The organism is Streptomyces sp. NPDC085946 (genome assembly GCF_044540485.1).
Classification (GTDB): Bacteria; Actinomycetota; Actinomycetes; order Streptomycetales; family Streptomycetaceae; genus Streptomyces.
In genome coordinates this window covers 165,792-186,298 of the sequence record NZ_JBITSF010000015.1, presented here as the reverse complement: position 1 = coordinate 186,298, position 20,507 = coordinate 165,792, and the positions used below count along the sequence as shown (strand labels likewise).

Annotated in this window: 16 protein-coding genes; 8 read left to right on the top strand and 8 right to left on the bottom strand. The window is 73.6% G+C overall.

Features of this window, described 5'->3' with window-relative positions:
- Window positions 1–10: 10 nt before the first annotated feature.
- The 3 genes from ACIF8T_RS27220 to ACIF8T_RS27210 form a co-directional block, all read right to left on the bottom strand.
- Window positions 11–904 (bottom strand): SGNH/GDSL hydrolase family protein, encoded by an 894-nt coding sequence (locus tag ACIF8T_RS27220; protein ID WP_400038734.1) that lies wholly within the window; start codon window positions 902–904, stop codon window positions 11–13.
- A gap of 256 nt (window positions 905–1,160) precedes the next feature.
- Window positions 1,161–2,837, bottom strand: a complete 1,677-nt coding sequence (locus ACIF8T_RS27215) for an alpha/beta hydrolase (protein ID WP_400038733.1) — start codon at window positions 2,835–2,837, stop codon at window positions 1,161–1,163.
- A gap of 171 nt (window positions 2,838–3,008) precedes the next feature.
- Window positions 3,009–3,359 (bottom strand): alpha-amylase, encoded by a 351-nt coding sequence (locus ACIF8T_RS27210; protein WP_400038732.1) that lies wholly within the window; start codon window positions 3,357–3,359, stop codon window positions 3,009–3,011.
- Window positions 3,360–3,921: 562 nt separating this feature from the next.
- On the opposite strand from ACIF8T_RS27210, the gene ACIF8T_RS27205 reads away from it, so the two are divergent.
- From ACIF8T_RS27205 to ACIF8T_RS27195, 3 genes are all read left to right on the top strand, one after another.
- A complete protein-coding gene (locus ACIF8T_RS27205; protein WP_400038731.1) occupies window positions 3,922–4,962 on the top strand; it encodes a LacI family DNA-binding transcriptional regulator in 1,041 nt (346 codons plus the stop codon).
- Between the two features lie 522 nt (window positions 4,963–5,484).
- On the top strand, window positions 5,485–8,457 hold the full coding sequence (locus tag ACIF8T_RS27200; RefSeq protein ID WP_400038730.1) for a carbohydrate binding domain-containing protein: 2,973 nt from the start codon (window positions 5,485–5,487) through the stop codon (window positions 8,455–8,457).
- 119 nt (window positions 8,458–8,576) lie between these two features.
- Window positions 8,577–8,939 carry an STAS domain-containing protein gene (locus ACIF8T_RS27195; protein WP_400038729.1) on the top strand — a complete coding sequence of 121 codons (363 nt, stop codon included), beginning with the start codon at window positions 8,577–8,579 and terminating at the stop codon, window positions 8,937–8,939.
- 718 nt (window positions 8,940–9,657) lie between these two features.
- Here ACIF8T_RS27195 and ACIF8T_RS27190 read toward each other — a convergent pair.
- Window positions 9,658–10,074 (bottom strand): ATP-binding protein, encoded by a 417-nt coding sequence (locus ACIF8T_RS27190; RefSeq protein WP_400038787.1) that lies wholly within the window; start codon window positions 10,072–10,074, stop codon window positions 9,658–9,660.
- A 250-nt stretch (window positions 10,075–10,324) separates the two neighbouring features.
- On the opposite strand from ACIF8T_RS27190, the gene ACIF8T_RS27185 reads away from it, so the two are divergent.
- From ACIF8T_RS27185 to ACIF8T_RS27170, 4 genes are all read left to right on the top strand, one after another.
- Complete coding sequence (locus ACIF8T_RS27185) at window positions 10,325–10,534, top strand: hypothetical protein (RefSeq protein WP_400038728.1); 210 nt, start codon at window positions 10,325–10,327, stop codon at window positions 10,532–10,534.
- 304 nt (window positions 10,535–10,838) lie between these two features.
- Window positions 10,839–11,783 (top strand): glycoside hydrolase family 11 protein, encoded by a 945-nt coding sequence (locus ACIF8T_RS27180; protein ID WP_400038727.1) that lies wholly within the window; start codon window positions 10,839–10,841, stop codon window positions 11,781–11,783.
- A 46-nt stretch (window positions 11,784–11,829) separates the two neighbouring features.
- A complete protein-coding gene (locus tag ACIF8T_RS27175) occupies window positions 11,830–12,831 on the top strand; it encodes a polysaccharide deacetylase family protein (protein ID WP_400038726.1) in 1,002 nt (333 codons plus the stop codon).
- 178 nt (window positions 12,832–13,009) lie between these two features.
- Entirely contained in the window at window positions 13,010–13,774 is a 765-nt protein-coding gene (locus tag ACIF8T_RS27170; protein WP_400038786.1) for a L,D-transpeptidase family protein, read from the top strand.
- On the opposite strand, the gene ACIF8T_RS27165 is transcribed toward ACIF8T_RS27170, so the two are convergent.
- Complete coding sequence (locus tag ACIF8T_RS27165; protein WP_400038725.1) at window positions 13,771–16,488, bottom strand: family 78 glycoside hydrolase catalytic domain; 2,718 nt, start codon at window positions 16,486–16,488, stop codon at window positions 13,771–13,773. The genes ACIF8T_RS27170 and ACIF8T_RS27165 overlap by 4 nt on opposite strands.
- Window positions 16,489–16,536: 48 nt before the next feature.
- Entirely contained in the window at window positions 16,537–18,099 is a 1,563-nt protein-coding gene (locus tag ACIF8T_RS27160) for an MFS transporter (protein WP_400038724.1), read from the bottom strand.
- Window positions 18,100–18,266: 167 nt separating this feature from the next.
- On the opposite strand from ACIF8T_RS27160, the gene ACIF8T_RS27155 reads away from it, so the two are divergent.
- The gene (locus ACIF8T_RS27155; RefSeq protein WP_400038723.1) at window positions 18,267–18,899 is read left to right on the top strand and encodes a TetR/AcrR family transcriptional regulator; all 633 of its coding nucleotides are present in this window, start codon (window positions 18,267–18,269) and stop codon (window positions 18,897–18,899) included.
- Window positions 18,900–19,028: 129 nt separating this feature from the next.
- Here the strand turns inward: ACIF8T_RS27155 and ACIF8T_RS27150 are convergent, their stop codons facing one another.
- Together ACIF8T_RS27150 and ACIF8T_RS27145 are read right to left on the bottom strand one after the other, a co-directional pair.
- The gene (locus ACIF8T_RS27150) at window positions 19,029–19,718 is read right to left on the bottom strand and encodes an acetoacetate decarboxylase family protein (protein ID WP_400038722.1); all 690 of its coding nucleotides are present in this window, start codon (window positions 19,716–19,718) and stop codon (window positions 19,029–19,031) included.
- Between the two features lie 106 nt (window positions 19,719–19,824).
- On the bottom strand, window positions 19,825–20,397 hold the full coding sequence (locus ACIF8T_RS27145) for a DUF1990 family protein (protein ID WP_400038721.1): 573 nt from the start codon (window positions 20,395–20,397) through the stop codon (window positions 19,825–19,827).
- Between the last annotated feature and the right edge of the window lie 110 nt (window positions 20,398–20,507).

Below are 20,507 nucleotides of genomic sequence, written 5' to 3'. Positions count from 1 at the left end.
GGGATCCGGATCAGTCCAGGCCGAGGACCGCCATGGTCCGTTCGGCCATGCGCCGTTCGCCGAGGGCGTTGGGGTGGACGGGGACGATGCTGTGGCCGAAGAGGAGCGGCTCGATCCACCGGGTGCCGGACGCCTTGCACGCGTCGTGGCCCTCGGACGCCTGGGAGAAGTCCACGTACGTCGTGCCGGTCTCCTCGGCGGCGCGCTCGACGACGGCGTTGAGGTGCGCCTGGATGGCGCGCAGGTAGGGCACGTCACCGGAGGCGAGCGGGAGTCTGGCGAAGCAGGAGGGGTCGGCGGTGGCGGGCGTGATCCAGGGGTAACCCAGCGCGGCGACGCGGGCGTTGGGCGCCTTGGCGCGGATGCTCGACAGGGCGGCCTTGAGCGCGGGGTAGGTGTTCCTGTCGATCTGGTCGTCGAAGGAGGAGCCGTGCTTGTCCTTGCACGGGCTGCCCTTCCCGCCGCTGAGCAGGCCCGCGGTGCCGCAGGCCGTCAGGGCGCCGATGAAGGTGTTGTTGTCGTTGCCGCCGATCGTCAGGGTCACGAGGTCGGTGCCGGCGTCGAGGGCGTCCAACTGGGGGGCCGTGCCCGGGTACTGGGCTTCGCTGAAGTGCTTGGTCTGGGCGGCGCCGCAGGTCACGTCCTTGAGGCGGGCGCCCGTCGCGGCGGCGATGACGTGCGGGTAGTTGGCCGTGGAGCGCAGGCACAGCAGGTTGGTGGGGTCCACGGGGAGAACGCCGGAGCCGGCGCTGTAACTGTCGCCCAGGGCGACGTAGTCCACGGTCCGCACGGCGGCCGGGTCCGCCGCCGGTGCGGCGTGCGCGGTGGTGGCGCCGGTGAGGCCCAGGGACAGCGCGCCGGCCAGCGCTGTCGCGACCACGGCATGACGGGGAGGGTTCGGCATGTGCTCTCTCTTCTCGGGAAGCGGTGCGGGGACGCGGACACGACCGTGTCCGCGCGGGGTGCTTGTGCGAGAAAGAAGCGGCTCGAGCAGAAGGGCGCCGACGGCCGTGGGGCGGGCGGCACGTGGTGGGGGGGACGGCCGTGGGCCTGGTTGCGGGATTACCGATCGGTTCTACCGGTAAGTAATGTCGCTGCGTGGCGCGTTCGCGTCAACACAGGTGACAGAACTTCTTGAAATGCCGACCACCCGGTCCCCGTCACGTGCGGCAGGTCGGGTCCCCCTCGGGCAGGTCGCCGGAGACGAGGTAGGCGTTCACCGTGCGGTCGACGCAGGCGTTGCCGTACGTCCCGTACACGCCGTGGCCGATGGCACCGTCGAGGGTGAGCAGCCGGGAGCCGGTCAGGAGGCGGTGCAGGGCGCGGCTGCCGCGGTAGGTGGTGGCCGTGTCGCCGGTGGTGGAGACGATCAGCGCCGGGGTGCCGTTGGCGATCTCGGTCGGCGCCTCGCCCGGTGACCCGGGCCAGAAGGCGCAGGGGGCGATGTTGTGGGTGAGCGGTCCGAAGAGGGGGTGGCTCTGACGGCTGTCCTGGATCTCGCGCCAGTAGGTGTCGGGGTCGCGGGGGGCGGCGGTGTCGCCGCAGACGATCGCGGCCGCCTGGCCGCCGTAGGGCGAACCCGCGCCGTCGAGCAGGAAGCGCAGGAGCTCCTCCAGCTCCGGGGTCGGGGTGACCGGCAGCCGCCGCGCCGCCCGGTCCAGCGCCGTCACCATGCCTGAGAACGCGGCACGGTTCTCCTCCCGGTCGCTGCCGACACCCCGCATGATCAGATACGGCACCACGTGCTCGTCGACCTCGTGCGCCCCCACGCGCAGCGGCTGTCGCCCCGCCGCCCGGACGATCCGCCCCACGGTGGCGAGCACCTCGGCGCGGCTCCCGCCCAGGTGGTGGGCGGAGTGCCGGTCCGCGGCCCAGGACGCCCAGGCGCGCAGCGCCCGTTCCGCCGCGGGTTCGGTGCCCAGCCACGGCCCGGCTCCCCACCGGCGCGGGTCCGCGGCGCTGTCGAGGACCACCCGGTCGGTGCGCCCCGGGAACATCTGCGTGTACACGGCGCCGAGGTACGCGCCGTAGGAGTACCCGAGGTAGGAGATCCGGCGCTCGCCCAGCACGGCGCGCACGACGTCCATGTCACGGGCGGTGTTGCGGGTCGTCGCGTGCGGCAGCACGTCGCCGTGCCGCCGCGCGCACCGCTCGGCCAGGTCCTTCTGGAAGGCGGCCTGCCGGTCGAAGGCGGCCCGGCCGGTCCCGGCCGAGCGGATCCAGATGCCGGTGGGCCAGTCGCAGTCGATCGGCGCGCTGCGCCCCACGAAGCGGGGGTCCACCCCGATCAGGTCGTACCGCGCGGCGGCCCCACCGAGGTACGCGCGGGTCGCCAGGGGCATGTCGAGGGCCGCTTCGGCGGGTCCGCCGGGGTTGAGCACGAGGCTTCCGATGCGGCGGGCCGGGTCGGCCGCCGGCAGCCGCGACACGGCGATCTCGATCGTCCGGCCGGTCGGCCGGCCGTAGTCCAGCGGCACGGTCACGCGGGCGCAGTCGGCCCCGGCCCGGTCCAGGGCGCCGCCCGCCTCGTCGTCGGGCCCCTGCCGGCAGTCCGTCCAGGTGACGTGCTGACCGTAGTAGGCGGCCAGGCCGGCGGCGGGGGCCGCCCGGGGCGTGGCGGCGGTGGACGCGGCGGTGCCGGCCGGGGCTGTCCGCGTGTCCCCGACGGAGGCGGTGGTGCCGGGCGGGGCCGTCCGCGTGCCTCCGGTGGACGCGGTGGTGCCGGCGGCCGTGGCCGAGACCGCCAGGACCAGTGCCGCGGCGGGGAGGCCCAGCCGCCGGGCCCGGCCGCGGGAGACCTTCTCCGTGTTCGTGCCCTTCGGTTTCCTCGTCGTCATGACGGCGAAGCTAGGCCCGGCGCCGCCCGGGGAGAATGGTGCCCGCCACCGCCCGGACCTGTGGCCAGCCGTAGTGCGCCGCCGCCGACCCGCCCTCGACACTGGTGAGTCGGCGGCGGGACACGGCAGCAGCGGCACCGGTGATCGTGGGAGCCGGCGGGGGACGGACCGTCAGGCGTCGCCGCCGGACTCGCAGACGGCGGCGCCCACCACCTCGTTGCCCTGGGTTCCGTACCCAGGGAAGGTGAGGACCGCGCCGGGCGACGCCCACCGGCACGGGACGTCCGTGCCGTCGCGGTACACGACCGTCAGGGAGTACCCGTCGGAGCAGTCGTTGGTGACGAACGTGTAGCGCCAGCCCACGTTCAGGCGCACGCAGTCGGGCGCGCCGCTCGTCGGTGTCCCCGCCGTCTCCGGGGCCGCCGCGAAGGCCGGAACGCCCGCGGTCGCGAGTGCCAGGACCACCGCCACAGCCGGAACAGTTGAACGCATGAACCGCCGCATCGCACTGCTTCCCTTCACTTGGTGAACAGTCGGCCCCAGCGTAGGAAGGAACGGCGAGCGCCTGAAAAGATTTGCGGCAAGTTTCACAAGCAGGTGATTTCGCCTTCAACGGCCGACACCGGTGCGGCGCCAGGCGAATTCCCAGGTCACCACGGTTTTCTGACAGACCGTCACCATGCCGACCGGCATCGGGGGAAGGCCCTCGGGTCGCGGCGCACCACGTCCGGCATCTCGCCTGACGTGGCCATACTCGACTGCACAACCGGCTTCCGCCGTCCTCGAAGAACCGAAGCCAGGACAGGCGAAAAAATGACATGCCGTCAAGTGAGGCACGACGCATGCAAGTTCTTTCGCAAGCGTTTCAGAGGTGCTACGTTCGGTGGACGTCCGGTCCGGCGGATCGGAGGCCCGGCACCGTCCGGGCCCACGCGCCCGGCCCGCCGGACCGGATCACCAGCCCCGCCGGGCCGCGGAGCCGCCGCGGGACCACTCCGCCCCCTCGACACCGCACGGGGCCACGCCCGCCGGCGAGTCCCTGTCCGATGCACGCGGTGACCGCCTGCGGGTACAGTGGCCTGCCATGACCACGCGGCTCGCCGACATCGCAGCCCAGGCGGGCGTCAGCAAGGCCACCGTCAGCCGCGTGCTCAACGGCGCGCGGGGCGTGGCCTCGGGCACCCGGGACTCCGTGCTCGCCGCCCGCGACGCGCTGGGCTACGAGCAGTCGGCGCGGCAGCGGCGCGCGGAGCTGGTCGGCCTGATCACCCCGGAGCTGCACAACCCCGTCTTCCCCGCGCTGGCCCAGGTGATGGGGCAGGCGCTGACACGCCAGGGGTACACGCCCGTCCTGGCCACGCAGACGCCCGGGGGTTCGACCGAGGACGAGCTGACGCGGATGCTCGTGGACCGCGGGGCGGCCGGCATCGTCTTCGTCTCCGGGCTGCACGCCGACACCAGTGCCGACACCGGGCGGTACGACCGGCTGCACGAGCAGCACGTGCCCTTCGTGCTCGTCAACGGCCACTCCCCCGCGATCCGGGCGCCCTCCGTCTCCCCGGACGACCGGGCCGCCGTGCGGCTGGCCGTGGCCCACCTGGCGGAGCTGGGGCACGCGCGCATCGGCCTGGCGGTGGGACCGGAGCGCTTCGTGCCGGTGCGGCGCAAGATGGAGGGCTTCCGGACCGGCGTGCGCGAGCACCTGGGCCTGACGGCCGAGGCGGCCGGGGAGCTGGTCGAGCACTCCCTGTTCACGCTGGAGGGCGGTCAGGCCGCGGCGGCGGCCCTGCTCGACCGGGGGTGCACGGCGATCGTGTGCGCCAGCGACATGATGGCCCTCGGGGCCGTACGGGCCGCGCGGCAGCGCGGACTTCACGTACCCGGCGACGTCTCGGTCGTCGGCTTCGACGACTCCCCCCTGATCGCGTTCACCGACCCGCCGCTGACCACCGTCAGACAGCCCGTCAAGGCGATGGGGCAGATCGCCGTGGACGCGCTGCTGGAGGAGATGGCCGGGTCGCCGCCTCCCCCGACGGAGTTCGTCCTCATGCCGGAACTGGTGGTTCGGGGTTCCACCGCCGCCGGCCCGCACGGCGGCGCGCAGCGACCGGCGGAACGGCGCTGACCGGTCGACGGCCGCCCGGGCGATGCCCGGCACGCCCTCGACGGCCCGGCACGCCCTCGACGGCCCGCACGCCCTTGACGGCCCGCATGCCTTGACGGTCGGCGCACCCTCGACGGCCCGCACACCCCAGGCGCCCGCCCTCCCCTGAGGTCCGCCCTCCCTTGACGGACGGCCGGCCTGCGTGCGACGACGGACGCGTGGCCGGGGCGTCCGCCCGCACCGGCGCGGGCACCCCCGCCGGGTCCACCGGGTCCACCGGCCTGCCCGGCCTGCCCGGCCTGCGCCCGCCCGAGCTCGGCCGGGTGAGGAGGGGACCCCGGACGCACCCTCCCCGTCCCCGCGCGAACCCTTTACGCCCCTGACATGTACGAGTAATCTCCGGACGCCTGCAAGGAGTTGCCGGAACTTTCCGTCAAGCGATGCGTTGCAGGCACGGACGCCGGGGGCTTCGAGGCGCGTCAAGGTCCCCGCTCCACGTCCGTCGAAGATCCGTACCCTCCCCACGGCATCCTGGAGACGCGCATGAGACGCCGCCGGTCTTCCGCCCCACCCTGGGCGGCCGGAGCTCTTGCGGCAGGCATCCTCGTCCTGCCGGTCACCACCCCCACCGCACCCGGGGCCGCGGCCGAGCCCGCCTCGGCCACCGCCGCCGCCTCGGCCACCGTCTTCTACTACACGAAGACCAAGAACTGGACGGACCACTACCTCCACTACGCCCCGGACGGCGGAACGTGGACCACCGTGCCCGGCACGCGCATGCAGGCCGCCTGCACGGACTGGGTGAAACTGACGGTCGGCCTGGGCTCCGCCGAGGGGCTCCGGGCCACCTTCACCAACGGCTCGGGCACCTGGGACAACAACGGCGGGCAGAACTACGCCCTGGGCACCGGCAGCATCACGGTCAAGGACGGGACCGTGGCGCACAGCGATCCCTGTGCCGGCACCGACCCGGGGACGGCGGGCTCCGCCACCGTCTACTACTCCACCGAGACGCTCGGCTGGACCACCGCCAACCTGCACCACCGGCCCGCCGGCGGCTCCTGGACCACCGTGCCCGGCGTGGGCATGGAAGCCGCCTGCGCCGGCTGGTGGAAACGCACGGTCGACCTCGGCCCGGCGACCTCGCTGAAAGCGGCCTTCAACAACGGCAACGGCGTCTGGGACAACAACAACGGTTCCGACTACACCCTCACGGCCGGTACGAGCACGGTGCGGAACAACACCGTCACCGCGGACGCGAAGGACCCGTGCGCCGCCGCCGACCCCGACACCCGGGCGCCCGGCGTCCCGGGCGGCGTCGAGGCGAGCGCGTCCGGCACCTCCGTCGTCGTGTCCTGGAACGCCGCCACCGACGACACCGGCGTGACCGGGTACCAGGTGACCCGCACCGGCGGCACCAGGGGCACGACGGTCACCCACGTCACCTCCACCGTGCTCTCCGACACCGGTCTGGAGGAGAACACCGCCTACACCTACACGGTCAGGGCCCTGGACGCGGCCGGCAACGCCTCGGCCGCCTCCTCCGCGGCCACGGCCACCACCGGGAGGAAGCCGGCCGAGCCCGCCACCGGCACCCCGCTGGGCACGGACCCGCGCAAGGACCCGATCTACTTCGTCATGACCGCCCGCTTCCACGACGGCGACAGCGCCGACAACCGGGGCGGCAGCCAGCACACCAAGTCCGGCAACGCGGCGAACGACGACCCCATGTTCCGCGGCGACTTCAAGGGCCTGGTGGAGCGCCTCGACTACATCAAGGCCCTGGGCTTCTCGGCGGTGTGGATCACCCCGGTCGTCCTCAACCGCTCGGACTACGACTACCACGGCTACCACGGCTACGACTTCTACCGGGTCGACCCCCGCCTGGAGTCGGCCGGCGCCTCCTACCAGGACCTGATCGACGCCGCCCACGCCAAGGGCATGAAGATCTACCAGGACGTCGTCTACAACCACTCCTCGCGCTGGGGCGCCAAGGGCCTGTTCACCCCGACCGTGTTCGGCGTCCGGGACACCCAGTGGAGCTGGTACTACGACGAGAAGAACGAGGGCTTCGCGTACGACGGGCTGACCGTGGAGCCCAAGTCCGGGAAGTCGTACTACAACGGCGACCTGTGGTCCACCGCCGAGCCGACCGGCAACACCTGCCTCAACTGGGGCAAGCCCACCGGCGGCAGGAGCGCCGAGGGGTACACCGTCTACAACTGCCAGTGGCCGAGCCCCACCTCCGGCATGTTCCCCAAGGCGTACTACCACCAGTGCTGGATCGGCAACTGGGAGGGCGAGGACTCCCGTTCCTGCTGGCTGCACGAGGACCTCGCCGATCTCGACACCGAGAAGACGCAGGTGCAGAACTACCTGATCGGCGCCTACGACAAGTACATCGACATGGGCGTGGACGGCTTCCGCGTCGACACCGCCGTCCACATCCCGCGGGTCACCTGGAACCGCCGCTTCCTGCCCGCCATCCAGGAGCGCGTCACGCAGCGGTTCGGTGCCGAGGCGGCCAGGAACTTCTTCGTCTTCGGCGAGGTCGCCGCCTTCGTCAACGACAAGTGGAACCGCGGCTCGGTCAACCACTCGGCGCAGTTCTACACGTGGAAGGAACGCAAGGAGTACAGCGCCGACGACACCGCGGCCGCCCTGGAGCAGTACGCCCACGAGAACGACCTGGGCACCGCCGGCCAGCCGACCTCCACCAACGCCTTCCTGAACGGGAACACGTACCACGCCCCCGACCACAGCAGGTTCTCCGGCATGCACATCATCGACATGCGGATGCACATGAACTTCGGGGACGCGGCCAACGCCTTCCACAACGGCAAGGACTCCGACGACAGCGTCAACGACGCCACCTACAACGTCGTCTACGTCGACAGCCACGACTACGGGCCCAACAAGTCGAGCACCCGCTACGACGGCGGCACGGACGCCTGGGCCGAGAACATGTCCCTCATGTGGACCTTCCGCGGCATCCCCACCCTGTACTACGGGTCGGAGATCGAGTTCCAGAAGGGCCAGAAGATCGACTGCGGGCCGACCTGCCCGCTCGCCACGACCGGACGCGCCTACTACGGCGACCACCTGACCGGTGATCTGAAGGTGTCCGGCTTCAGCCAGGTCGAGTCGGCCGGCGGCAAGGTGGCCACCACCCTGCGACAGCCCCTGGTGCGGCACCTGCAGCGGCTCAACCAGATCCGCCGGGCCGTCCCGGCCCTGCAGACCGGCCAGTACTCCACCGAGAACGTCTCGGGCACCATGGCCTTCAAGCGCCGCTACACCAGCGGCGGCACCGACAGCTTCGCGCTCGTCACCGTGACCGGCGCGGCCGCCTACACGGGCATCCCCAACGGCACCTACCGGGACGCCGTCACCGGCGACACCAGGACCGTCACCGACGGCAGGCTCACCGTCGCGGCCCCCGGCAAGGGCAACCTCCGCGTCTACGTCCTCGACGGTCCCGGAAAGATCGGGGCGGACGGCCCCTACCTGAAGTAGCGCCGACACGGCCCGCGCACCCCGGCACCGTCCGGGGTGCGCAGGCATGTACCCGCGGTATCCGGGGCAATCTCCCGAAAACAATGGCCCGAATGTCACCGAGCGCTGTGGAGGGAAGCGTGGCAGGCACCGACGAACTCACGGGACCGGAGCGGCTGTCCGTCACCAGTGCCCTAGTGGACGGTGTCACGGTCGTCATGGTCAAGGGCGAGATCGACCACCACACCGCCGACCCGCTCCGTCAGGCCCTCACGCCGCCCGACGGGTTGACCAGGCCGCGCACCGTGGCCGACCTCAGCGGCGTCACCTTCATGGATTCCAGCGGCATCAACGCCCTCATCACCGCCCACCAGGCACACGGTGACGAGGGCCGCCTGCGGCTGGCCGGGGTCCGGCCGCAGGTCCTGCGCGTCCTGCGGCTCGTCGGCGTCGACGCCCTCATCGACTGCTACCCCACCCTCCGCGAGGCCCTGGCCCTCTGACGACCGGCACGGGGACCGGAAGCGGGGCCCGGCGGCGACGGACTCGCCCCGGCGCGGCCGGGCCGCCAAGTGCCGGGCGCAGGACGGGGTTCCGGTGGCGCGGGTGACCGTGCGGATCGGGTGCTCCCGGGAGATCCCCGCCTTGTCGGCCGGTTCGGCCGGCCGCGGGGTTGCGGAGAGGCCGGCGCGGAGCGGGGCGAGCACCGCGGCGACACGGGCGTCGGAGGGGCCGGAGCGCGGGTGCGCCGTCGCCTCACGGCCAGACCTAGCAGCCGCGACAACACGAACATCGGCCGCTCCTGGACCAGGTGCACCGGGTCGCAGAAGGTGCCCGCCGCAGCGCGGAACGCGTCGCGCAGGGGCGCGGAGCGCACGACGGCCGTTCGAACTCGCCCCGGGCGTCCCGGTCAGCGACTCCCTCACCGCCGGCGGGACGCGCCGGACGGCACCCGGGTGGTGCGCGACCGGGCCTGGCCCGGGTCGTGCACGGTGATCCCGTCCGCCTGCACGTCGGACGAGGCGCGGTCCGGCCGGATCCGTTCCGGGCCGCACGGGCTGACGCTGATCACGGATCACGTACGGTCGTGGCTGTGCCGCGGGGGCCCGCCCGACGCGGGACGCGCCGCCGCCAGCCGGCCTCCGCCCGTCACCGCACCGCGCGTGGACGAAGCGTACGGTTCCCCGTCACCGAGGGGCGACGGGGACCGAGGGGTGACTCCTACAGGGGCCGGCGTCCGGTGATCGCGCCGCTCGGGTCGTCCAGCAGTGCGATCCCGACGGTGATGCGCTTGCCCACCGGCTCCCGCTGCACCTCGAAGCCCTGCGCGACCGCCATCACGATCTCCAGGCCGTGCTGCCCCACCCGCCCCGGGTCGGCGGCCCGCGGCAGCGGCAGCACGGGCTCGGAGTCCCACACCACCACCTCCACCACGTCACCGGCGATCCGCAGGTCCATCAGCACCAGACCGGGCGCGTACTTGCGGGCGTTGGTGACCAGCTCGCTCACCACCAGCTGCGTCACGTCCATGGCGCGCTGCGAGACCGGCAGTCCGTGCACGGCCTGCACCCGGGTGAGGAACTCCACGGCCCGGTGGCGGGCCTGGGCGATGCAGGCGCCGTCCCCGTCGAGGGCCATCGTCGTCTGCAGGGCAGGCCTGTGGTGACCGCCCTGCGTGATCTGCGTGTCCGACGCCGCGCCGTCCCGGCCGAAGGGCCCGGGTTCCGTGCCGGTCGCCTTTGCTACCCCGTTCACATTCCGGCGCGTACCCGCAGTTCCCCGGGTCACGCCTCCCCTCCCCCTGTTGCCTCCACCACACAGGTGGCATCACCGGTCGCGCGCGGACAGCCGCCCGGGCGGCGGCCCCCCGTGTGCCGCCATCGCCGGCATGACCGAGGGAGACGTGGCGCAGACCGTACGAGCCGAGCGGCCCGAGCGGCTGTCGGTCGTGGCCACGGCCGCCTGCGGTGTCCGCGTCCTCGCCCTCGCCCTCGCCGGGGAGATCGACCACCACACCGGCGACCGGCTGCGCCTGGCCGCGCCCGCCGACGCCGTCATCGACTGCCGCCCGACCGTCCGCCAGGCCCTCGGCGTCTGACCGGTCGCGGGCCCTCTCCTCGGTCCCGGCCGCACCGGAATCCGACCGGAATCCGACCGGAAGAGAAGCGAAAGTTTCGGGATTGACAGACCTCGTGACGCACATCTCTCGGGCGTGTGACTTTGTCGGAATTTGTTCGGTTGTACGTTCACCCTTTCCGAGCTGGGGAAAAGCATTGCCGGACGGCGCACTTCCGCCTCGAATGTTTCGGATTGCTTACCGAAATATTGACTGTTGATGTGCTCAGGCCAACACTGACGCCGTGCTCGCGCCCCCACCGGTGTCATGAGGAGGACTCCCGCGCATGAGAACACTGAAGAGCGTCTGGGCGATCGCCCTGGCCGCCGTGCTCGCCCTGATCGCGCCCAGCGCCGCCAGTGCCGACACGGTGGTCACCACGAACCAGACCGGCACCAACAACGGCTACTACTACTCGTTCTGGACCGACGGCGGCGGCTCGGTCTCCATGAACCTCGGCTCCGGCGGCAACTACAGCACCCAGTGGAGCAACGTCGGCAACTTCGTGCTCGGCAAGGGCTGGAGCACCGGCGGCCGTAGGACCGTGACATACTCGGGCACCTTCAACCCGTCCGGCAACGCCTACCTGACGCTCTACGGCTGGTCGACCAACCCGCTCGTCGAGTACTACATCGTCGACAACTGGGGGACCTACCGCCCCACCGGCACGTTCAAGGGCACGGTCACCAGTGACGGCGGCACGTACGACATCTACGAGACGACCCGGTACAACGCCCCCTCCATCGAAGGCACCAAGACCTTCAAGCAGTACTGGAGCGTCCGCCAGTCGAAGCGGACCGGAGGCACCATCACCACCGGCAACCACTTCGACGCCTGGGCCCGGGCCGGCATGAACCTCGGCACCATGAACTACATGATCATGGCGACCGAGGGCTACCAGAGCAGCGGCAGCTCCAACATCACGGTCGGCGGCACGGGTTCCGGCGGGGGCGGCGGGGGCAGCACCGGCTGCACCGCGACCCTGTCCGCCGGACAGCAGTGGAGCGACCGCTACAACCTCGACGTCTCCGTCAGCGGCTCCTCGAACTGGACCGTCACCCTGAACGTGCCCTCCCCCGCCAAGGTGCTCTCGACCTGGAACGTCTCCGCCAGTTACCCCAGCAGCCAGGTCCTCGTCGCCAAACCCAACGGCAGCGGCAACACCTGGGGCCTGACCGTCCAGCACAACGGCACGTACACCTGGCCGTCCGTCTCCTGCTCCGCGAGCTGACCCCTCCCCCGACCGCTTCGCCGCCCCGACACGAAGGATCACCCGGATGCCGACCCCACGACACCCGTCCGCCCGCTCCCGCTCCCTCCGCTCCCCGCGGTCCCTGGCCGGACTCGCCGTCGCGGCCCTGGCCGCCGCGAGCACCGTCGCCGTGACGCCCGCCCCCGCGCAGGCCGCCGCCTGCAACGGCTACGTCGGCCTCACCTTCGACGACGGCCCCTCCAGCAGCACCCCCTCCCTGCTCAACGCCCTCAAGCAGAACGGGCTGCGGGCCACCATGTTCAACCAGGGCCAGTACGCCGCCGCCAACCCCGCCCAGGTCAAGGCACAGGTCGACGCGGGCATGTGGGTGGGCAACCACAGCTACACCCACCCGCACCTCACCCAGCTGAGCCAGGCCCAGATCGACTCGGAGATAGCGCGGACCCAGCAGGCCGTCGCGGCCGCGGGCGGCGGCACGCCCAAGCTGTTCCGCCCGCCGTACGGCGAGACCAACGCCACCGTGCGCTCGGTCGAGTCCAAGTACGGGCTCACCGAGGTCCTGTGGGACGTCGACTCGCAGGACTGGAACGGCGCCAGTACGGACGCGATCGTGCAGGCCGCGTCCCGGCTCGGCAACGGGCAGGTCATCCTGATGCACGACTGGTCCGCCAACACGCTCGCCGCGATCCCGCGCATCGCGCAGAACCTGGCCTCCCGGGGCCTGTGCGCCGGGATGATCTCGCCGCAGACCGGGCGTGCCGTGGCCCCCGACGGCGGCGGCTCCGGCGGCGGGGGCGGCACCGGCTGCACCGCGACCCTGTCCGCAGGACAGCAGTGGAGCGACCGCTACAACCTCAACGTCTCCGTCAGCGGCTCCTCGAACTGGACCGTCACCCTGAACGTCCCCTCCCCCGCCAAGGTGCTCTCGACCTGGAACGCCTCCGTCACCTACCCGAGCAGCCAGGTCCTCGTCGCCAAACCCAACGGCAGCGGCAACACCTGGGGCCTGACCGTCCAGCACAACGGCAACCGCACCTGGCCGACCGCCAGCTGCACCACCGGCTGACACCGGTCGACACCGGTCGACACCGGCGGGCCGGAACGCCCCTCAGCACGGAGGCGTTCCGGCCCGCTTCCCGTCGCCGGCCGCCTGCGCCGTACGAGGGAGGTGTGCAGGGGGACGGCAGAACCGATTCCGCAGTGGTCAACCAATGAGTAGTCCACGCAAGGAATCGGAGATGGATATGACCGTCAGGAAGTCCTCGGCCCTCGCCGTCGGCGCCGTGGTGTGCGCGGGCGTGCTCGGGACCGGCTGCGCGCAGCAGGCGCAGCAGTCCTCCTCGCCGGGCCCGGTGGCGTCCGGCAGCTCCGCGACACGGCCGGCGTCCGCGCGCCCCGCTCCCCCGGACTCGTCCGTCCGTCACCTCCCCGGACTGGGGCCCGCCATGCGGGCACGCGTCCCGGACGTCAGCCGGCAGGTCCTCGTCGTGACGGGCCGGACGCAGGACACCGGAAAGGCCGTGGCCGTCCTGTACGAACGGCATCCCTCGCAGGGCTGGCGTTCCGCCGCCGGTCCCTGGCCGGTCCACAACGGCCTGCGCGGCTGGAGCCACGACCACCGCGTGGGCGACCTGCGCACGCCCATCGGCGTCTTCGGGCTCAGCGACGCCGGGGGCCGGCTGCCCGACCCGGGGACCAGGCTGCCCTACGACCACGACCCCGAGTACGCGATCGACGGGACCGGGCACCTGGGCGAGCCGCTGGAGGGCTCGTTCGACTACGTGGTGGCCATCGACTACAACCGCGTGCCCGGCACCACCCCCATGGACGGGACACGGCCGATGGGCGAGGACAAGGGCGGCGGCGTGTGGATCCACGTGGACCACGGCGCGCCCACCAACGCCTGCCTCTCCCTGCACGAGGACCACATGCGCGCGTTGCTGCGGGCCCTGGACCCGGACAAGAGGCCGGTCGTGGTGATGGGCCCGCAGCAGGTGCTGGCGAGCTAGCGGGCCTCCTGCGGCCGGGGCGCCGGGTCGTCCTCGCGTCCGCGGGGCAGGGCGACGGTGTACGTGTGCGTGCCGGGGGCCGCCCGCAGGGGCGCGTGCCCGGCCCCGGGGAGGCGGATCTCGGCCTCCGTGCCCGGCGGGATCCCCACGGTGAGGGTGAAGTCGTCGCCCTGGTGCCGCCATCGGCTGGTGACCGGGCCGTGCAGGGAGTCGTGGCGGGCCTCGGCCGAGGTGAGTCCGCCGCCGGGCCGGGGCGCGATCGTGAAACGCCGGTACCCCGCGGCGTCCGCACCCGGGGTGCGCGGCAGGCGGATGCCGGCGACGTACTGGTGCAGGAAGGAGACGACCGCGCCCTTGCTGTAGTGGTTGTACGACATCTTGGGGCGGCCCCGTTCGTCGACGCCGTGCCAGTCCTCCCAGATGGTGGTGGCGCCCTTGTCCAGGGGGGCCAGCCAGGAGGGTGGGGTGGACTGCGTGAGCAAGGCGTAGGCGAGACCGAGGTGGCCGTGGTCGGCGAGGACCGGCAGCAGCAGGCCGGTGGTGAGGAAGCCGGTGGTCAGGTGGGTGCCGGCCGCGCGCACCAGCGCGGCGAGGCGGTCGGCCGCGGCGGTACGGAGGCGGTCCGGGACGAGGCCGAAGGCCAGGGCGCGGACGAGGGTGGCCTGGGTGTCGGGCACGGTGGTGCCTTCGGCGGTGAGGTATTCGGCCCGCCAAGCGGTGCGGGCGCCGTCGGCGAGGCGCCGGTAGCGGGCCTCGTCCTCCTGGAGGCCGAGCAGGGCCGCGGTGCGGGCGAGCAGGTCGGCCGAGCGGTGCAGGTAGGCGGTGGCGACGTCGCCGCGGTCCCGGGTGGGGTCCAGGTCGGGGGCGACGCCGGGCTCCAGCCACTCGCCGAAGTGGAATCCGGTGTCCCACAGGAACTCCTCGTGCGCGGCGGCCCGGGGACGTGCGGCGGCGCGGTCGGGGTGGCGGCGGGTGCGGGCCCGGCGCGCGGCGTACTCCACCCAGGCCCGCATCGACGGGTACTGCGTGCGCAGCAGGTCCAGGTCGCCGTAGGCGCGCCACATCTCCCAGGGCACGATGACCGCGGCGTCGCCCCAGCCGGCCGAACCGTTCATGCCGCCCTCGGGCGAGCGCCTGCGGGTCTCCTCGTCGGCGGGGTCGGGCACGAAGTTGGGCACGGTGCCGTCGGCCCACTGGTCGGCGGCCAGGTCGCGCAGCCACTTGGCGGTGAAGCCGGCGACGTCGTACAGGTAGGCGGCGGTGGGGGCGAAGACCTGCCAGTCGCCGGTCCAGGCGGCTCGTTCGCGCTGCGGGCAGTCGGTGGGGACGTCGCACATGTTGCCGCGCAGGCTCCGGACGGCGGCCTCGTGGAGCCGGACGAGGCGGTCGTCGCTCGTGGTGAACCAGCCGGTGCGGGTGAGGTCGCTGTGGACGACGATCCCGGTGACGTCGTCCGGGGTGAGGGGGCCGGGGTGGCCCTCGACGCGGACGTAGCGGAAGCCGTGGGTGGTGTGGCGCGGCTCGAAGGACTCCCCGGGGCGGCCGGCGGACACGACGGTGTCGGTCTGGCCGGCCGGCAGGGGCCGGCCGGTGGCGAAGTCGAAGGCGCGGATGTTCTCGGTGGTGACGTCGCCCCGTTCGTCGAGGGCCTCGCCGTGCACCAGGGTGAGGCGGGTGCCGGCCGGGCCGAGCCGGTCCAGGCGCACCCAGCCGTTGATGTTCTGCCCCAGGTCCACCACGTGCCGGCCGGGCCGCGGCCGGGTCACCGCGACGGGCCGGATCTCCTCGACCCGGCGCACGGGCGGGGCGAGGGGGCCGACGAGGCGGCCGGTGTCGTCGTAGAGCCCGCCGTCGGCGGGGGCCGCCCGGTCCCAGTGGCGGTCGTCGAAGGCGGCCGTCGACCAGCGCGGGTCGTGGGCGCGCAGGTCCGTCTCCTGGCCGTCCATGAGGTCGGCCGCGGTGACGGCCGAGGGGGTGCTGCGCCAGCCGGGTCCGGTGCCCAGCACGGTCGTGGTGCCGTCGGGGTGGGTGACGGTCAGCCGGGCCAGGAAGGCGGTGCGGGTGCCGAAGCCGTCGGCCTCGCGGGTGAAGCCGTGCCGGCCGCGGAACCAGCCGTCGGAGAGGACGGCCCCGAGGGCGTTGGCGCCCGGGGCGAGCAGTGCGGTGACGTCGTAGGTCTGCACCTGGAGGCGGGCGCGGTAGGCGGTGAAGCCGGGCGTGAGTTCCAGGTCCCCGACCCGGTGGCCGTTGAGGTGGGCCTCGTACACGCCGTGGGCGGTGGCGTACAGGCGGGCCTCGCGTACCGGCTTGCCGAGGGTGAAGGCGTGGCGCAGCAGGTGGGCGGGGCGGCGGCCGGCCGGGGCGGGTTCCGCCTCGGCCGGCTCGATCCACCGGGCCCGCCACTCCCGCGGCGGGAACGGTCCGGTCTCCCACCAGGACTCCTCCGACCAGTCGCTCTCGCCGAGGTCGGTCCACACCTTGACCCGCCAGGCGGTCCGGGTGGCCGGTGCGAGGGCGGGGCCGCCGTAGCGGAGGTAGGTGTTGGCCGCCGACCGGACCCGGCCCGAGTCCCAGGGGCCCGCCGCCACCCGGTACGCGTACTGCGTGCGGGAGCCGTGCGGCAGTCGCCAGGACAGGCGGGGCCGGGCGAGGTCGATGCCCAGGGGCCTGTCGAGGTGTTCGACGCGCAGGTGGGTGGGGCGGGCGGGATGCACGGGAGGTCCTTTCGGCGGACAGGTGGGGGTGGGTGGTGCGGGGTGCGGTCAGGCGGTGCGGGCGCCGTCGGCCGCCGCGGTGCCGGGAGCGCCCGCGGGGGCGGTGTCCGCGGGACGGGGGTCGCCGGCGGCGGCGTCCGCGGGCCGGGCCAGTCCCGGGATGGCCAGGGAGATCAGCAGGCCCACGGTGACGACCGCCGCCATGGCCAGGTAGGCGTTGGTGAAGGCCTGGTCGTGGTAGAAGGCGGTGCCCTCCAGCACGGTGGAGTCCGCGGCCAGGACCGCGTAGAGCATCTGGTTGGTCAGGGCCAGGAAGACCTGGGTCAGCAGGGAGGAAAGGCCGTTGGCGGCGGCCTGCTCGTCGGCGGAGACCACCGACACGATCATGGCCTGCTGACCGGCCATCAGGATGCCGCCGCCCAGTCCCATGACCACGCCGGTGGCGATGATCTGGGCGGTGTCGCGGTGGTAGAAGGCGGCCAGGACGAGGCCGGCGGCGAGGAGGACGAGTCCGGCGTACCAGACGGCGCGCGGGCTGACGGTGCGCACGGCCCGGCCCACGCCGACGCCGGCGGCGAAGGTGACGAGTCCGGCGGGGACGCCGACGAGGGCGATGCGGGTGGTGGACCAGCCGAGACCGTCGGAGACGTGCGGGATGGGCGGGAAGAGCGCGAGGAAGATCAGGACGGCCTGCGAGGCGAAGAAGGCCGCCTGCGGCACGGAGGAGCCCAGCAGCACGGTCGACAGGGAGCGGCGTCCCAGCATGCGCAGGTCGAGGATCGGGGCGGCGACGCGCAGTTCGACGACGGCGAACACGGCCAGGGCGGCCGCGCCCGTGAGGACGGCGGTCAGGACGCCCGCCGAGCCCCAGCCCCAGTCACGGCCCTGGCCGATCCCGAAGACCACCAGGGCGAGCCCGCCGCCCAGCAGCAGGGCGCCGGCCCAGTCCAGCCGTCCGGTCACGGCCCGCCGCGGGGTCTCGGGCACGGCGAGCAGGGTGGCGAGGGCGACGACGGTGGAGACGACCAGGAACCACAGCGCGCCGCGCCAGCCGAAGGCGTCCAGCAGCCAGCCCGACAGCAGGGGCGCGAGCAGGCTGAGCACACCGACCGAACCGGCGACGGTGCCGAGGGCCAGGGCGACCTTGCGGGGCGGGAACAGATCGCGGACCGCGGCCAGCACGAGGACCGCGACGGGACCGTACAGGCCGCCGACGACGCGGCCGAGGACCATCACGGGGTAGGTGGGCGCCACCACGGTGACGACGTCTCCGACCAGCCCCAGCGCGGCCAGGACGAGCATGACGCGCCGCTTCCCGTACAGGTCGCCCAGCCGTACCGCGAACGGTGTGGCCACGACGGTCGCCAGGGTGAACGACAGGCCGAACCAGGCGATCTGCGTGGTGTGGAAGTGCTGGGCGATCTGCGGCTGGGCGTTGGCGGCGATGATGCCGGCCACCACGAGGAGCTGGCCGGGCCAGACGAGGGCGGCCAGCCGGCGCAGTTCGGCGGCGCTCCAGCGGGAGCCGTCGGAGGCGGGGCGGGCCGGGCCGGGGCCGGGGGGCGTGGTGGCCGGCGCGGAGGACGGCGTCGGGTCGGGCGCTGTGTTCATGGTCGCTCCGGGGAGAGGTCGGCGCTTCGTCACGCCGAGGAGTCCGCTCGATGATGCGGAGTGAAAACCGAGTGCGCTATGTTTTCAGCGAGTGATCAACATCACACCCGTCGCCGCGAGGGCACCGGCCGGTCCCCCGCCGGGGCGCGGCGACTACGGTGAACGCCATGACCAGCAGCACCCGAAGCCGGCGCGGCAGCTACTCGGTCGGCATCGCCCGGCGCCGGAAGATCGTCGAAGCGGCGGCGCAGCGATTCGCCCAGGAGGGCTACCACCGCACGGCGCTGAACCGGATCGCCGAGGACGTCGGCATCACCGAGGGCGGCCTGCTGCACCACTTCCCCAGCAAGAAGCACCTGTTGCTCGCCGTGATGGAGCACCGCTTCACGGCAGAGGCCCAGTGGTGGGCGCACCTGCCGCAGGACGCCGACGGCCGTACGGTCCTGCGGGCGATGGTCGAGGCCACCGAACGCCACCTCGCCGAACCGGGCCTGATCGAGCTGTTCGTCCTCACGTCCGCCGAGGCGGCCGACCCCTCCGGCGCCGCGCACGCCCTCTTCGCGGAGCGCTACCGGAGCGCCGTCGAGGCACTGGCCCGGCAGCTGCGCGGCGCCGTGGACCGGGGCACGCTGCGGGCGGACACCGACTGCCACGCGGTGGCGCGGGAGTGCATCGCCGTCAGCGACGGCCTGCAGCTCCAGTGGGTGATCTCCGGGGGCACGCTGGACCTCGCCGACGCCGTCCGCACCCACGCCGACCGCATCGCCCGCACCGTCCTCACGGACGGCGGGGGACTGTGACGACGGGCCGGCCGGTGCCCCCGGCGGTCAGGCTCTGCCCGCCGGCCTTCCCGGGGCCGGCCGTCGCGGTCCGCGCCGGTCTCCTGACGGCCGGCCCCGGCCGGACGGTGTCCGTCCGGCGCGCGCGGGTCAGGAGCCGGCCCGTCCGACCGTGAAGCGGAAGTCCCGGACGGACAGGGCCAGCAGCGGAGTGCGCCCGGCGAGGAAGGCGAGCGGCCCGCCGGGACGGGCCGCCAGACGGGCCCGGCCCAGACGCACCCTGCCCGTCAGCCGCAACGGGACCCTGAGCGTGCGCCGGCCGCCCGGCGGGCCGGGGGCGGGCTGGAGCAGCCGGCCCCGTGCGGGCAGCGGGCCCGGGAGGCGCAGCAGGTCCTGGTGCCAGGCGGTCACCGGCGCGCCCGCGTCCCCGGTGGCGGCCCGGCCGTCGGGGAACAGGCCGGTGCGCACCGTCCCGCGGGGCGAGGGAGCGGCGAAGGCGAAGGAGCCCGGCCGCTTGGGCACGCCCCACAGGGCCCGTCCGCCGGCCAGGGACCGCTCGTCGTCCACCCACGCCTCCACCGCGCAGGCCGCGACGCGCCACCGCTCACGGACGGCGAGGGCCACCAGGAGTTCGCGGTAGGCCAGGGTGCCGCCGGGCCGGTAGTCCACCCAGGCCGTCACCACCAGGGCGTGCCGCCCGACGAGCAGCGGGCGCGCCGGTTCCGGCAGCTCCCAGTGGCCGGGCAGCAGCCGGCCGGGCAGCCGCCACAGGGCCGCGTACATGGTTCCGCGCAGGTGCCAGGGGGCCGGGGGGTACGTCCGCGCGTACGTCTCGTCCATCGCCCGGCTCCTCCGCACTCCGGCCGGCACCGCTCACGCCACCGACGCTTCTTCCCCCGGGTGCCCGCCTCCAGCGCCGCCACAGCCCTTGGGCCGTGGCAGCCGTCTACGGCAGCGCACGCAGGTACCGCCCGCGGACGCGGCGCTGCGCCAGCAGGAGGAGCGGGAACGCGAGCCGCCACGGGCCCGCCGGAGCCGCCCTGGTCAGGGACCGCAGGGTCAGGAAGACGCGGCCCTCGTGGTCCCGGTGCACGACGAAGGCCTCCTCCCCGCTGACCGGGTGCCCGTGGCGGGTGCCGTAGGCGAAGCCGCAGCGGTCCGGCGTCCCGACCACGGCGACGACCTCGACGGGCTCCCGGACGGCGAGCGGGCCGAGGCCCGCGGTGACGGTGTAGCGCCCGCCCCGGCGCACCGCCGCGTCCGCCCCGTCGTCGGCGGTGACGGTGAAGCCGCTGCGCGTCTTGACCTCCCACCGCGCCACGGCCCGCGCGGCGGCCGTCCAGACGTGCTCGCCCCGGCCGATCGGCACCGTCCTCTCGAAGCGGCGGAAGCCGGACGGGGTCCGGGGCCAGATCAGGGCGCCCGGGGAGGTCGCGCCGGGAGTGCCGTAGCTCAGGTCGCCGTGCGGGTGGCCGGGCGCCGCCCGGCGCGGTCCCGTCGCCCCGTCGTCGTCCGTCATGCCGTACCCCCGTGTCGTGTCCGCCGTCCGGACCCAAGCTATCCGCGGGGCCGGCGCGGCGCGGCGGCGGCCCGGGCGGGGGTGCCGGTGCGGGTGGCCGATCATGGCCG

Bases quoted from the DNA above. Each gene is read 5' to 3' on its own strand.
- ACIF8T_RS27220 (WP_400038734.1), bottom strand. From the start codon at position 904: ATGCCGAACCCTCCCCGTCATGCCGTGGTCGCGACAGCGCTGGCCGGC.
- ACIF8T_RS27215 (WP_400038733.1), bottom strand. From the start codon at position 2,837: ATGACGACGAGGAAACCGAAGGGCACGAACACGGAGAAGGTCTCCCGC.
- ACIF8T_RS27205 (WP_400038731.1), top strand. From the start codon at position 3,922: ATGACCACGCGGCTCGCCGACATCGCAGCCCAGGCGGGCGTCAGCAAG.
- ACIF8T_RS27200 (WP_400038730.1), top strand. From the start codon at position 5,485: ATGAGACGCCGCCGGTCTTCCGCCCCACCCTGGGCGGCCGGAGCTCTT.
- ACIF8T_RS27190 (WP_400038787.1), bottom strand. From the start codon at position 10,074: ATGGCCCTCGACGGGGACGGCGCCTGCATCGCCCAGGCCCGCCACCGG.
- ACIF8T_RS27185 (WP_400038728.1), top strand. From the start codon at position 10,325: ATGACCGAGGGAGACGTGGCGCAGACCGTACGAGCCGAGCGGCCCGAG.
- ACIF8T_RS27180 (WP_400038727.1), top strand. From the start codon at position 10,839: ATGAGAACACTGAAGAGCGTCTGGGCGATCGCCCTGGCCGCCGTGCTC.
- ACIF8T_RS27175 (WP_400038726.1), top strand. From the start codon at position 11,830: ATGCCGACCCCACGACACCCGTCCGCCCGCTCCCGCTCCCTCCGCTCC.
- ACIF8T_RS27170 (WP_400038786.1), top strand. From the start codon at position 13,010: ATGACCGTCAGGAAGTCCTCGGCCCTCGCCGTCGGCGCCGTGGTGTGC.
- ACIF8T_RS27160 (WP_400038724.1), bottom strand. From the start codon at position 18,099: ATGAACACAGCGCCCGACCCGACGCCGTCCTCCGCGCCGGCCACCACG.
- ACIF8T_RS27155 (WP_400038723.1), top strand. From the start codon at position 18,267: ATGACCAGCAGCACCCGAAGCCGGCGCGGCAGCTACTCGGTCGGCATC.
- ACIF8T_RS27150 (WP_400038722.1), bottom strand. From the start codon at position 19,718: ATGGACGAGACGTACGCGCGGACGTACCCCCCGGCCCCCTGGCACCTG.
- ACIF8T_RS27145 (WP_400038721.1), bottom strand. From the start codon at position 20,397: ATGACGGACGACGACGGGGCGACGGGACCGCGCCGGGCGGCGCCCGGC.